Source organism: Oliverpabstia intestinalis, from assembly GCF_009696065.1.
Taxonomy (GTDB): domain Bacteria; phylum Bacillota; class Clostridia; order Lachnospirales; family Lachnospiraceae; genus Oliverpabstia; species Oliverpabstia intestinalis.
The window spans coordinates 1-13,691 of record NZ_VUMS01000042.1 but is presented as its reverse complement, the minus strand read 5'-3'; the positions used below and the strand labels follow the sequence as shown (position 1 = coordinate 13,691).

General features: G+C 41.2%; 13 protein-coding genes and 1 pseudogene. 4 read left to right on the top strand and 10 right to left on the bottom strand.

Translation table 11 applies throughout. From position 1 onward, the window contains the following. Nucleotides 1–455: 455 nt before the first annotated feature. Entirely contained in the window at nt 456–2,030 is a 1,575-nt protein-coding gene (locus FYJ57_RS13940) for a carboxylesterase/lipase family protein (RefSeq protein WP_154433121.1), read from the top strand. A gap of 184 nt (nt 2,031–2,214) precedes the next feature. Here the strand turns inward: FYJ57_RS13940 and FYJ57_RS13935 are convergent, their stop codons facing one another. The 4 genes from FYJ57_RS13935 to FYJ57_RS13920 form a co-directional block, all read right to left on the bottom strand. Beyond that, nucleotides 2,215–2,949, bottom strand: coding sequence for a GNAT family N-acetyltransferase (locus FYJ57_RS13935; RefSeq protein ID WP_154433120.1), 735 nt, complete (start codon nt 2,947–2,949; stop codon nt 2,215–2,217). A gap of 236 nt (nt 2,950–3,185) precedes the next feature. Then, complete coding sequence (locus FYJ57_RS13930) at nt 3,186–4,250, bottom strand: SIS domain-containing protein (protein ID WP_154433119.1); 1,065 nt, start codon at nt 4,248–4,250, stop codon at nt 3,186–3,188. Between the two features lie 101 nt (nt 4,251–4,351). Continuing rightward, nucleotides 4,352–5,146 carry a fructoselysine 6-kinase gene (gene frlD, locus FYJ57_RS13925; RefSeq protein WP_154433118.1) on the bottom strand — a complete coding sequence of 265 codons (795 nt, stop codon included), beginning with the start codon at nt 5,144–5,146 and terminating at the stop codon, nt 4,352–4,354. Between the two features lie 79 nt (nt 5,147–5,225). Next, the gene (locus FYJ57_RS13920) at nt 5,226–5,711 is read right to left on the bottom strand and encodes an HD domain-containing protein (RefSeq protein ID WP_022171633.1); all 486 of its coding nucleotides are present in this window, start codon (nt 5,709–5,711) and stop codon (nt 5,226–5,228) included. 340 nt (nt 5,712–6,051) lie between these two features. Here FYJ57_RS13920 and FYJ57_RS13915 point away from each other — a divergent pair, with 340 nt between their 5' ends. Next, on the top strand, nt 6,052–6,972 hold the full coding sequence (locus tag FYJ57_RS13915; protein ID WP_154433117.1) for an aldo/keto reductase: 921 nt from the start codon (nt 6,052–6,054) through the stop codon (nt 6,970–6,972). 146 nt (nt 6,973–7,118) lie between these two features. After that, the gene (locus FYJ57_RS16615; RefSeq protein ID WP_408636489.1) at nt 7,119–7,430 is read left to right on the top strand and encodes a DUF6783 domain-containing protein; all 312 of its coding nucleotides are present in this window, start codon (nt 7,119–7,121) and stop codon (nt 7,428–7,430) included. On the opposite strand, the gene FYJ57_RS13910 is transcribed toward FYJ57_RS16615, so the two are convergent. From FYJ57_RS13910 to FYJ57_RS13895, 4 genes are all read right to left on the bottom strand, one after another. Further along, on the bottom strand, nt 7,335–7,886 hold the full coding sequence (locus FYJ57_RS13910) for a VanZ family protein (RefSeq protein ID WP_235904594.1): 552 nt from the start codon (nt 7,884–7,886) through the stop codon (nt 7,335–7,337). The two genes, FYJ57_RS16615 and FYJ57_RS13910, sit on opposite strands and share 96 nt — an antisense overlap. 214 nt (nt 7,887–8,100) lie before the next feature. Beyond that, nucleotides 8,101–8,961, bottom strand: coding sequence for a 4Fe-4S binding protein (locus tag FYJ57_RS13905; RefSeq protein ID WP_154433115.1), 861 nt, complete (start codon nt 8,959–8,961; stop codon nt 8,101–8,103). A gap of 201 nt (nt 8,962–9,162) precedes the next feature. Continuing rightward, nucleotides 9,163–9,456 carry a hypothetical protein gene (locus tag FYJ57_RS16640; protein ID WP_331466676.1) on the bottom strand — a complete coding sequence of 98 codons (294 nt, stop codon included), beginning with the start codon at nt 9,454–9,456 and terminating at the stop codon, nt 9,163–9,165. A 99-nt stretch (nt 9,457–9,555) separates the two neighbouring features. After that, entirely contained in the window at nt 9,556–10,212 is a 657-nt protein-coding gene (locus FYJ57_RS13895) for a 3'-5' exonuclease (protein ID WP_154433114.1), read from the bottom strand. 313 nt (nt 10,213–10,525) lie between these two features. Between FYJ57_RS13895 and FYJ57_RS13890 the strand changes: the two genes are divergently transcribed. Next, nucleotides 10,526–11,668, top strand: coding sequence for an amidohydrolase (locus FYJ57_RS13890; RefSeq protein ID WP_154433113.1), 1,143 nt, complete (start codon nt 10,526–10,528; stop codon nt 11,666–11,668). 39 nt (nt 11,669–11,707) lie between these two features. On the opposite strand, the pseudogene FYJ57_RS16410 reads toward FYJ57_RS13890, so the two are convergent. Together FYJ57_RS16410 and FYJ57_RS13880 are read right to left on the bottom strand one after the other, a co-directional pair. Further along, nucleotides 11,708–11,892 (bottom strand): annotated as a pseudogene (locus FYJ57_RS16410) (IS256 family transposase); the annotation flags it as partial. A gap of 280 nt (nt 11,893–12,172) precedes the next feature. Continuing rightward, on the bottom strand, nt 12,173–13,360 hold the full coding sequence (locus FYJ57_RS13880; RefSeq protein ID WP_154433112.1) for a tyrosine-type recombinase/integrase: 1,188 nt from the start codon (nt 13,358–13,360) through the stop codon (nt 12,173–12,175). Between the last annotated feature and the right edge of the window lie 331 nt (nt 13,361–13,691).

Here is a 13,691-nt window from a genome sequence, read left to right as displayed (position 1 = left end):
ATGTAATGACACGGCAATGTCTTTCAAGACGAATCAGTTCCATTGAACATCTTCAAAGAGAACTATCCGTTTGGGAAAACGAACGCAACAGTAATGAAGATGGCGTAAACTGGCAATTTAAAACAAAGGATGCGCGTATAAAGCTCACATCTTTGTATCCTAAGTTGTAATTAGGATACAAAGATTAGTTTAAATATCAACGTGTCATTACACTAGTACAGCGTTTCATAAATAACTATACCATACACGCAGGATACTGTTATTTACGAAACGATGTGCCGGCCTGACATATCATTATATTCAGGAAGAAATTTAGTAATAACTTTAAATAATGCATGGAATTGTAGAACTATTTCTGGTAAAATATTCTATTAAAAGAAAGTGTGTGACAAATGAAACAACACGTAATAACACCAATGCAATACTACTCGTAACAGAAGGAGGTTACTTCCAAGATGGGAAATTATTTTGTATGCAGTAAAACAGATCCAATAGTGGAAACAAAGCCTGGAAAGATCCGCGGTTTCCGCATAAACACCACATATACATTCCACGGAATCCATTACGCTGAGGCTGACCGTTTCCAGATGCCTCAACCGATAAAACCGTGGACAGGAATCAAAGACGCATTGGCTTATGGCTATGTATGTCCGTTGTTAAAGCAGGATGAGCCTAACATGGAGGTTCTGGTGCCCCACCGTTACTGGCCCCAGAACGAACATTGTCAAAATCTGAACATCTGGACCCAAAGTCTTGATCCGGATGCGAAAAAGCCTGTAATGGTGTGGCTTCACGGAGGCGGTTTCAGTGCCGGGTCATCCATTGAACAGGTAGCCTATGAGGGCGATCACTTAAGTGAGTTCGGTGATGTGGTTGTGGTTTCCGTGAATCATCGTCTTAATATTCTCGGCTATCTGGATCTCTCTCCATTCAGTGAAAAATATAAGAATTCTGCCAATGCCGGAAACGCTGACATGGTGGCTGCATTGCAGTGGATCCATGACAATATTGCCAACTTTGGCGGAGACCCGGAAAATGTCACGATTTTCGGTCAGTCCGGTGGTGGCATGAAGGTGGCAACCCTTATGAATACTCCTGCAGCAGATGGTCTGTTTCAGAAGGGTATCATTGAAAGCGGCGTTTATGAGGCAAGTATTTATCAGAAAGAGGACGGGGACGGCACCGAGATCGTGAAAGCCCTTTTAGAAGAGTTGAAGCTGGATGCATCTGAAATAGAAAAGCTGGAGACGATTCCTTATTATGAACTGGCAAACGCCTATAATAAAGTGGAAAAGAAGGTAGCTGCAAAGGGATGCTATATCGGACAGGGCCCCCTGGAAAACGACTGGTTCCTCGGGAATCCAATCAAATGTGGATTTACTGATCATGCCAAAACGATTCCGGTGATTGTGGGATCTAATATCGGTGAGTTCGATTTTGGTCCCGTTGTGCCCGGAAAGCATGATATGAACCGTGAGGAACTGATCACATTTCTGACGAGAAAATATGCCGATGCAACACCGGAGTTGATCTCTCTGTTTGAGAAGGCATATCCGGACAAATCAATTGCCGACCTGTGGTCAGTGGACACTTTCTTTCGTCCGGCAACCATCGAATTCATTCGCCAGAAATCAGAGTTTTCTGAAGCACCTACCTATTCCTACCAGTTTACTTATGAGTTCCCGATTGACGGGGGAAAAGCCGCATGGCACTGTGCTGAGATTCCATTCGTATTCCACAACATCGACCGAGTGGCTGTCTGCAACGTCCCAGGTGAAACCGACCGTCTCCAGGAACGCATGACCACTGCCTGGATCAATTTTGCCCGATATGGCAGTCCGGAAACTCCATCTCTCCCGAAGTGGCCGGCATCTACCCCGGGTGACGAGGCAACCATGATTTTCGACAAGACCTGCGAAGTCCGTCACAACTTTGATCACAAGCTGGTAAAGAAACTTTCGGAAACGGAGTTCAACCCGATGACTCCTGTTGTGGAAAATGAGGAAACCGACGCTTTCTTTATCCATTGATAAGAAGCTGTAATAAAAATATATTCTCATAACTATACAGTAACAAATCCAGAATAAGCTCCGAAATTACAAATTCGAATCTTATTCTGGATTTTTCGATATCTACATCTATAGAAACATATAACCCATAGCAAGACCAAGTATGTTTTTAATGATATTGCATTTGCAATGATGCTCCTTGAATCTAATGCTTGATTGCTTCGCAATATAATTCTGACCATGCAGGAACAAATCCTGCTCCCAGGGCAACTTTTTGTGACGCGATGTGAGACATTGCTGTACCATAAAAAGGCAATCTATTTTTGTCTAAAATCTCGTTTTTAATGGCAGCAACAAGCATCGTGCCTATTCCAAGTCCTTCTGCCTCAGGCATGACATTAATTCCGATCTGCCACATCCTATCACTGTCGCTGGTTGCCCCAGCCATTCCCAAAAGCCTTCCGTCCTTATACGCACCAATGCCTATTTCATCTTTTGGTAATCCGTCAAAAATAAAGGCTTCTCCAAAGCGTTTATCCCCTCGAAACTGCTCCAGTTCATCTCCGATGAATATTTTTATATCGTAATCCTTTGTGTCAACATCCGATTTTTCCGTAGCAATATAAAAGGGATGCGCCTGCCCGATTCGGCAATGAAATTTCAGGAGTCCGTCTTCCAAGTTATGAAGACATCCCATATCCATAAACCATGCACCATTTTCCGTCTTGAACTTTTCCCTTGCCCATTGAATAATATCTTTTCGCCCGGATGCAACAATTTTACCATTCACAGACGCAGCCTTAAAATAACATTCTCCTTCTTTGAAGATTCTGCGACCCTCTAGTTGCTTATATTCCGTGAAGACATTCTCTTTGCTCAGGATTGAATTTACATCCGTGCAAAAATCAATTGCTAACTGCTTTGCCAATATTTCGTTCATTTTCCATTTTCCTTATTATACGGTAGATAAGTGGTCTGCTGATATTCTAATCAACTCCTTGCTTACGTTCTTAATAATTATCATTCGTAACTGTTCAGTACCTTCACAGTTACGAGCAAAAATGCATTTAAAATCACCTTCGGTGATGGCATTTTTGCTTGTATGTCTCGGGATTTTGGCATAAATATGCCAAAACACCTCGCGGGATAATGGCTGCTGAATAGTTACTATCATTCTTAATATTCAAACTGTCGATAATATCTCCGAATAGAAAGCGGATGTCTTAAAAACAGTTCCATGTATGCATCCACACGATTGTTTACGCCGTGCATCACAAGATGAGAGATGGTTCCTCTGTATTCCGGGCTGATTCCCTTTAATTCGAATTCTTTTGTATCAATGATCGTATAATTTCCATTTACGCGAGGCAGGAATCTTGCTACGCGTTCTGCAAGGGGTCTCTGCTCATCTTCTCCCATAAATAAGGTAACCGGTGTATCATCCACAATAATCTCCTGCATTCCATGGAAAAATTCCTGGCAGCTGATGGATTTGGTGCGGATCCACATCTGTTCTTCCCAATAGCACATTGCATAAGAATAAGTTGCGCCATACTGGTTGCCGGAACCTATAAAGTAATGTGGAAGGTCTTTATGCTCCTTCAGAAATGCCACCTTATTCTTTGCATATTCATAAGCCCATTCATCCGAATCCTTTTCAACCTGAACCAATGCATCTGCAAGGTAGGTTTCCATTTCTTTATTATAGCGATCGTATTCGTCAAACTCCCCATTTTTATACATCAGATAGTTTGCTGTCATATAGAATTTTAACTGTTCATTCATAGGATAGAGGATCAGATAATCCTGTTTGTCCGGTTGTGTAAGAATACTATTCGGTGTATCAATAAATGCAAATACTCTCGCGCCGATCTCGTGAACCCGGTCAACCACTTGAACCATTTCCTTAGTATTTCCTGAAACAGAAGAATAGATAACTACAGACTTTTCCGTAAATCTTTTATTTCCGGTTGTGAGAAATTCTGCTGCATTTTCAACGTATATCGGAAGTTTTGATCGTCCTCTCATGTAAACTTCTACCTGCATGCTGGATGCGTAAGTTCCTCCAATACCAATAAAATAAATACCATCAAATCCTTCTTCCCAGATCTGGTCAATGATTGTTTCGATCTGCGGTCTTAAAGCCAATGCCCCATTGACACTGTCAACCTGTGCCTGTTCGTTAAAGTTGCGAAGACTGGCGCCCTCTGTTTCTTTCCATGCTTTTGCTGCATACTTCATGTTTTTATCCCCCTTGTCCATATCTTTTAATTTATAATTATCGTAATTGTTCAGTACCTTCACAGTTACGGATAATATTCTATTCTGTTTTTCTTTGAAAATCACCAGGCGCCAAAGTATTTTAATGTTTCTGTGGCATTCGCTGCACCCAGTTTCATAGCCTCTTCAATGGTTTTTCCCTCTATCATTCCCTTTAAAAAGCCTGCAATATAGCTGTCTCCGGCTCCCATGCTGTCAACAACTTCTTCACATGGAATGATTCCAAATCTGTGAAAATCTTTTCCGTCATAACACATACTTCCGGCAGTTCCCATCATGCAGATCACATATTTCGGCCCTTTTTCATGAATTTTCTTCATTTGTTCTCTCAATTGTGAACTGTCATTTTCATCTGTTGAGTAGAATAAAAAATCTGTGTAAGGAATGGCTTGCTCGCTTGCATTGCTCTCCAGATAAGTGGCACAGTCAAAAGCAGTAGTAATTCCCCGCTCTTTCAGTTCCTTGAACTGTCCTTCCACCTTTCCCCAAACGTCACAGATGACCACATCAAAATTTTGGATAAAATCCATATCTTCATCACTGAGTACGTAAGTTTCCAGCACTCCTTCCTCATAATCTCCAAGGATTCTTTCACCATCCACCAGTTCAACCTGTGAGACAGCGGTCTTTCCCTCTTCCACTCTTAAGTGAGAAATATTCACACCTTTCTTTTTCATGGCCTCCATCATAATCTCACCGTACGAGTCATTGCCAACCGGGCCAATATATGCGGCCTCACCTCCAAGGCGAACCGTATATACAGCCATGTTCACCGGGCCACCTCCTGGAAATGCTTTACCTCCATCCAGGTTATTATAATAGTCAATACAATTACTTCCGACTGCTGCTAATTTCATTATCTTTATCCTCCCATTGATAAACCGCTTTCCTACACCCCTGGTACAGCGTTTTCAATCTATCTCCTTTAATGTGCTGTCAGATACCAAACATCTCCCTGCAAATCTTCTTCCCGCATGACGTTTTGAAAATATTCTGATAAGCTTTTATAGCTGCCTCTTTCGATGACCCTTCCTCCATAATATTAACCAGAAAATCAGCCTCTACCAATATCTGGTAATCCATTTCGTTAATATTACCATACGTATGATGATGGGCAATCAAATACTGAACCCGTTCGGATACATTGCGATCAAAGCCCAATTCTCCAAGCAGCTTTTCTGCAATTGCCGGACCTTCTTTTTCTTGTAATTTTCCATTGCAGCTTCCATATTTTTCTTCACAGATATGAATCCCAATATCATGTGTCAAAGCTGCTGCTTCTATGATAAACTGGCAATTCTTGTCTACATTCTCCGTTTCTGCTATCAGCTTCGCATAGCTGTGTACTTTACAGAAATGTTGTATCCGCTTTGCGTCACCCTTATATAATTCAATCATGGCCAAATGTAATTGATTAATCATCTCATATTTCCTCCTCTTGCACGTGTAATTAATCATAAGTCAAATATACAGCTTTTATAAAGCTGTCACAAACGAAATCGCATAATATATTCTTCTTGATAATTGAGATTTATCGTTTATTTATAACATTATAACATAAAACATGGTCGACAGGTGAACTGATTCTGTTATTATTACCAAAAAAATTACCGTTTTATTCTTACATTTCGGTTTATACTTCTGTGTTTTAATGATATAGTAAAGGTGATAATTATTCTTTCTGTACTTTCGGAGTTCTCCCACGCTTGCTTTGCAGCAAACTCCGCGAATACAGATTCATTGCAAAGGAGAAATTTCTATTATGAATGAAACGATTTTAGGCAACCAGCTGCGGAAGGTTCCTTCTATTGCAGTCGGATGTATGCGGCTTTCCGAAAAGTCAAAAGAAGAGATGAACCATTTTATCCACTCCGCGCTGGAGCAGGGAGCATATTTCTTTGACCACGCGGATATCTATGGCGGCGGCATGAGCGAGACTGTGTTCGGTGATGCATTTTCCCACGATCCGTCCCTGAAAAGGGAGGATGTTTTTCTCCAGTCAAAATGTGGCATCCGCCAGGGCTGCTATGATCTGTCAAAGGAATACATTCTGGAAGCTGTCGATGGTATTTTAAAGCGTCTCCGGACGGATTACCTCGATCTTCTGCTGCTCCACCGTCCGGATGCACTCGTTGAACCGGAAGAGGTGGCTGCCGCATTTGATGTCCTGTTTGACAGCGGAAAGGTCCGCCATTTTGGTGTTTCCAACCATAAACCAATGCAGATCGCACTCCTGCAGAAGTATGTCCGCCAGCCACTGGTTGCCAATCAGGTACAGTTCAGCATTCCGGTTTCCAACCTGGTTGCAAATGGCATGGAAGTCAATATGGAAACACCGGGTTCTATCGACCACGACGGAAGTCTGCTTGACTACTGCCGTCTCCACGACATTACCCTTCAGGCATGGTCTCCCTTCCAGATGCCTGCATGGAAGGGCTGCTTTCTCGGAAGTGACGAGTACCCGGAACTGAATCAGAAACTTCGTGAGCTGGCCGAGAAATATCATGTCAGTGATACTACAATTGCAGCAGCATGGATCTTACGCCATCCGGCGAATATGCAGCTTATCACAGGAACTGCAAGCGAAAGCCGTCTGAGAGAAATTATTGCAGCATGTGATATTGCACTGACACGTAAGGAATGGTATGAGCTGTATCTGGCAGCAGGACATCCGCTTCCGTAAAGATTTTAACACGCCCCAGAGCGTGTCTGAAATATAGATTTCATGCTCTTTTCGATATTTCCGTACCAGTCAAAATTGATTCACCGGATCAATTATTGATATGCAACGCAAAAAAAGCATTTCTGTCCCGGTTTTTGCCGCCAGAAATGCTTTTTGTTGCTTTCCCTGTTTGTACGGGTTCCAATAGACCTCTTTTACTTATAATCGTTTATCCGAATGAGGGCAGCGTAGCGGACCACGGCAACCGAACGGAGGTAAAATATACCGCAAAGTGGGGCTTGCAAATTGCGAAAATGATTTTTCAGACACGCTCTAGCAATCTTAAAGCACCGAAAAGCATGATCTTTTGCCCCCTTGTATCCTTATATTGCATATGGATTGTACAGGAAAAATGTTCCAAGAAATGCCAGCGCCACATAGATAGCCGGCTCCCATTTTCTTTCAGCCATTGTAACTGAATAGTTACCAGCCATTTTACATTTCTCCCCACAATTCTTTCCTGCAATTTTCCTGGTTATAAACCATATCACATATCCAAGACATGCACCTGAAGTATTTGCAATCAGGTCATCAATATCTGTTGCACGTCCGTTGAAAATCTGAGAACATTCGATCAACAAGGATACGGCAAATCCCAACCTCACCGTATACCTGACACTTTCACATTTTTTCCAGATGCATGGTGTTACAATTCCAAGGGGCAAAAACATTACAATATTTAACCAGAACCCTATGCCCAGGTCAGCAAAAGGTCTTAAGTTAACTCCACCTCGGATCCCCGGTCTTATAATATCCGCCAGCAGACCAATTCCTGTTACTTTGAAGACTGCCCACAAGTACACCAGAAAAGCATATACACCAACATAATACTTTGCCTGCATTTTTTTCATGTTACTCTTTGCTTTTATCTTCATAACTCCCTGATATATGAGACACGGCAGCAATATAGTGATAAGCAGGTATATATTATATACCCCATCGTCGATCAGATAACTACACAATAACTTCATCGTTTTTCTCTCTTTCTTTTATGATTCGAGAGGAGTTTATCAGATACGTCTTAATATCCTGTGGAGGATATTCTTAAGTTTTTTTGAATCTGTTGTTATCGTGGATTTTTATCAGATTTTAATGCAGCGCCTTTTTAGGGCAGGACTTCGTGCATTCGTAGCAGAGAATGCATTCTGTCCCATTTTTACGTTTGCGGGTTTCTTTGTTGACCTCCACGTTCATAGGACATACCTGCAGGCATTTTCCGCAGTGGACGCATTTCCTCTCGTCGCAGTGAACGCGCAGCAGGGAAAAATAGCTCATAGGCTTGAGAAATACTGTGACAGGACACAGATATTTGCAGAACGCACGGTTATCCTTGAAAATTAAGGCAAGCGTAATTCCGGCAAGGTAATAAAACGCATTTCCGGCAAGGAACATCCAAAACATGATTTTCTCCAAATGTGTGACCTGCATCAGAAACAGTGCTGAAACCAATGCCAGCGACAATAAAAACATCACATAACGCAGAATCCCCAGCTTTTCCTTTCGTGGCTTCTGCGGCTGCTTGTATGGCAGAAAATCCAGCACCATGGCTGTCCAGCAGGCGTAACCGCACCAGCCCCGTCCGAACAGCAACGGACCAAAGATCTTCGCCACTGCATAATGGATAGTCGCCGCTTCAAAAGTACCGAGAAACAGATAATACCAGAACCCCTCAATCTGCATATTCTCCCGGGAAAACACGCCGAGGTAAAGCAGCATATAACACCCAACCGCCAACTGCACAAAATGCCGGGCATAGCGTTTCCCGGCAGTAAAGAGTGCTGTCCCCAATGAGAGGCAGCAACCTATATAACTGAAGTTCAGCAGATAAAACAGGTTGTTCTTTGTGAGCCATAGTGTGATCGCTACTGCTTCAAACAGCAAAAACAGCAGAATCGACACAAGATATTTTGAAAATCCACTTCTATTTTTCGTCGTTGTTCTTTTCTCCATCGCTTGTTTTCTTCTTTCTTTTTAATATTACGGCAGCCGAACCGCCGCATAGGCCTACAGCAACGCCGATCATCATACCAAGACCGATATTGTCTGTCACGATTTCGAAGAGGATACCAAGACTCAGGCCGATGCTAAGGCCAAGGGAAGTATCAGTGGTGTTGCTCGTGTCTTTGGAGTTGTTTTTATCGTTTTGTCACTTCAGCATTGTATTCCTTTCCATTCTGAGTTTATTTCGCTTTTTTTAAAGCACCTGTAATTGCAATGACAGTAAAAAGCAGGATGCCTGCAATAATACATTTCCCATATTGACGATTGTAAGTAAATCAGGTCACGAAGATCCGTATAGATACTTTTCCTGTCGGCTGTGATATCGTATTCTGCCAGGTTTTCCATGATCTCCGGCATTGTAATATAATGTTCTTCATCTGTTTTTTCCAGCATGATCTGTGCCAGCCGGTACAGCTTAAATTTCTGATTTATTCCTTTCGGCATGATGCACTTCTCCCTTCAGCCAATAATACTTTAAGTATACCATAGATGGGAGAAATATTGTGCATCTTTTCACATATTTCCTATTTTTCTTATATGGTTTTATGCAAATTTCAGGTTCAGACCAGCAAATAGTTCACCCAGTGTGCTGCATAGATGCTCTGACGGTTTACCCGGCATTTCATAACTTACCAGCTGGTACTCTGGATCTAATTCCAGTTTTTCGATCAGATATGCTGTATTTACAGCATCATCCAAACCATCATGGAATCTGCCATCCGGATCGATCTCAGCTCGGCCCAGTGCTTCTTCCAGACTTAACCGTCGTGACAACTCGAATCGCTTCGTAAATACTTCTTGATAATCAACCCATTTTTCTGCTTTCATAAATTCCTGGATTCTTTCATCCGTCATTTCTTTTGCTTTGATTTCATGTAACAACTGGTCCCTATCGGATTCACTCCAGGCATAGATTTTATAATCACGTTCTCCAAGCCAATCTATCATATGTATCAGCACTTCTTCCAGCTTCGGTGCTTTTTTCACCTGGCTGTTCTTTATACCTGTCAGATTCTCAATAAAATAATCGATCACGCCGTGCTCCGGGTGGACATATTGGCAAAGTGTACCGATTCTTTTGAATGAATCATCAAGAAGAACCGCACTAATCTGTATTGTTTCATACGCATATCTATAGGATTTACTCCGATAATCTCTCGGGACTTTACACATTTCCAAATCAATCACTAAGTGAAACATTTCCTCATTACCTCCCTCTAAAATCCTCATCATCATTTGTTGTAACCCTTAATAGTTATAGTGTAGAGCAACAGGTGGGATATAAAAACCCCATCTTATTTAGGTGAATTTCTATTCACATTTTCTTTTTATTTATAAAGGAGAAACGAGAAAAGAATTCACATAATTCGATTCATGCATTTGGGTTCTGGAATAGAAAAAACACCTTAATTGATTCTGGCGTTTGCTACTACCAGATGTTAAAAAAACTTTTTGAAATATTCGCACAATTCTTGTATGATAATATTATAATTTTAAAAAAGGAGGATTTCCAATGATTTGTATTAAGAATGGAACACTTCACACAGCAGTAACAAAGGAGACCTTTGTCGCTGACATTCTGATCGATAACGGAAAGATTGTAACGATCGGAAAGCATATCTCTTCTGAAAATGCTGAAGTAATCGATGCAACCGGGCTTCACGTGTACCCTGGCTTCATAGACGCACACTGCCACACTGGTCTTGATGGCTATGGAATCGGCTACGAGGGACAGGACTACAATGAACTGAATGACCCGGTCACTCCACAAGTGCAGGCTATCGATGGACTCAACCCATTTGATCCCTGTATGAATATGGCTGCAAAAGCCGGTGTTACCTGTTTTGCAACCGGTCCTGGCAGTTCCAATTCAATTGGCGGAACCTTTGCAGCTATCAAGCCTGTCGGTACTCGTATTGACAATATGATCGTAAAATTTCCCATTGCCATGAAATGTGCCTTCGGAGAAAATCCGAAGCGTTGCTATCAGAACCAGGGAATCTCCAGCCGTATGACAACTGCTTCCAAAATTCGTGAAGCATTACAAACAGCAAAGCTTTATAAGGCAAAGAAAGAAGCAGCCGGTGACGATATTTCCAAACTTCCATCTTACGACCAGAAATCAGAGGCTCTGATTCCGGTATTGAATCGCCAGATTCCGTTAAAGGCTCACGCACATCAGGCAAACGATATTTTTACTGCGATCCGCATTGCTAAAGAGTTTGGTGTCGGACTGACTCTGGAACATGTAACAGAGGGACATATGATCGCAAACGAGCTTGCAAAAGAGAAGTTTCCTCTTGCTGTTGGTCCTACCTTTGGTCATGCCACAAAATTTGAGCTTCAGAATAAGACCTGGGAGACCCCCGGAATTCTTGCAAAAGCAGGCTGTCATGTTTCCATTATCACAGATGCACCGGTAATTCCCCTCCATCATCTCCCTCTCTGCGCAGGATTTGCAATCAAAGCCGGAATGGATGAATTCGAAGCTCTTCGTGCTGTAACAATCAACCCTGCTGAACATATCGGTATCGCAGACCGCGTTGGCTCCCTTGAAGAGGGAAAAGATGCTGATATCGTTATCGTAGACGGCAATCCATTTGATGTGACTGGTGTGATCAGACATGTGCTGATTGACGGTAAGAAAGTGGAATGATACTTCCTGCACTTTCCAGGAAATCACTTTATCTACCGGACCAAGATGATCATCCATTTCAGCTTCCAGCATTTCCTGAATAGTACTGAAAAGAAGATCTTTCAGAGCATCCTGAATGTCATCTGCAGTCTCGATATCATACTCCTCAGTAACCCCTGAATGATGTTTCTTTTTCCTTCAGTCATCGGTTTTGGTTTGTAAACTTCTTTTTTTCTGTTTGCCATAATAAAGGGCCTCCTATGAATTAGATTTTATCATAGAAGACCCTTATCGCATATATTTCCATATGCTATTTACAGACTTTTTTTCACAGGCTCGGGACAACAAAATTGTGATGTTTCAGAGCGGAAAAAAAGTGGAAAACCTCAATAAATTCAAGGTTTCCCACAGTTAAACAGGTATGGACCTGAGGGGAATCGAACATACGTTCAGTCCCCTGAAACCCCTATGTTTCCTTGCTTTTTAGGATATTTTTTTAATCTTGACCACAATTTGACCACATTATTAACAAATATTTACCCCATTCATAGCTTTGGCTTCTTCTTCCTGGATTACGTGGATGTATTTGTTGTAAGTTATAGTAATATTTGAATATCCCATAAGTTTGCTCACAACTTCAATGTTTACACCATTTCTAAGTAACGTCGAACCAAAGGTATGTCTAAGTGTGTGTAGAGATACATGTTTTTGTATATTCGTCCGATTTATAACTCTATCAAGGCTTCGCTGCAAATTTCTTGAACAGTTCATAGTTCCAACTCCAGTACAGGCTACATATTTAGATGTAATCTGATGTCTCTCATCATACTTTTGTAGTTCATCTATATAGTAGAGAACCATACTATTGAGTGCTAAAACTCTTACTCCACTAGGAGTTTTAGTAGAAGATTTTGTTTTTTGGTAATTCTTCTTTTTCTCGTTTCCGCCTTCATAATCAGTTATTCCCTCTTGAACAGTTTTACTGATATGTACAACTTCACTTTGTAAATCCACATCCGTCCATTCCAGCGCCAAAAGCTCGCCTACCCGCAAACCTAAGTTTAACATAAGCAACAATACCAAAGCATCTCGGCTTCTATAATCCTTGGTCGATTTATATTTACTTAGTGCTGCTACTTTAAATTCCTCCAATTCTTTATCGGATAAAGAAAACTGTTGTTTCGTTTTCTTCAAAATACAGCTTTCTTTCGGGAGAATAACATGTTCGCACGGATTTTTTTGAATTACCCCTTCTTCCACCGCCTTTTTTAAACATGGGTTTAATAAATTTAATATTCTTTTAAGACCTGATAAAGCAAGTGGTTTTACAGCTGGATCCAATGGATTTGCATGGGAATCAATAAGGTCCTGAATATCCTTTGTCGTTATCTGCCCAATTTTTTTATTCCCTATAGAATTATGTATTTGATGCGCATATACACTACAGAGTCTATTATACGACGAAAATTCTATCTTATTTTTTTTAAACGTAGTCAACCAGTACTCCATATATTCGTTGAATATGACATTCTTTGGTTCCTTGTATCCATTTTCGACCTTTTGTAGGTGCTCTTTAGCCTGATTTTTCACTTCTGTTTTAGTTTTCCCATAGAATCCTATGCGTTTTCCTTGAATAGAAATTCTTCCTTCTAGCCGCCCATCCTTCCGTTCACGTATAGTCATATTATTGACAATACTTGAAATAATATTCATAAAATGCACCTCCTGAAGTGGCTGAATATTCGAACGTATTTTCTGTATCTAAAATTATAACAATCCTTCAGCCGCTTTTCAATACCATTATTTAGATGTAAATCTCGGTTCCCTTATTCTCATCAATCCATTTTTCGATTTGTGCATAGGATGTCAGATAATCTTTCCCAATTTTCACACACGGCAATTTGGTGCTAGAATATGAATAGTACAAGTCAAAATGAGAATCCCTAATTACAAATTTTATGGTACTATGTAGTTACCGCACTGAAGGAGGATCTCATTATGGCAAAGCACTATGACAAACAATTTAAATTGGATGCAATCCAGT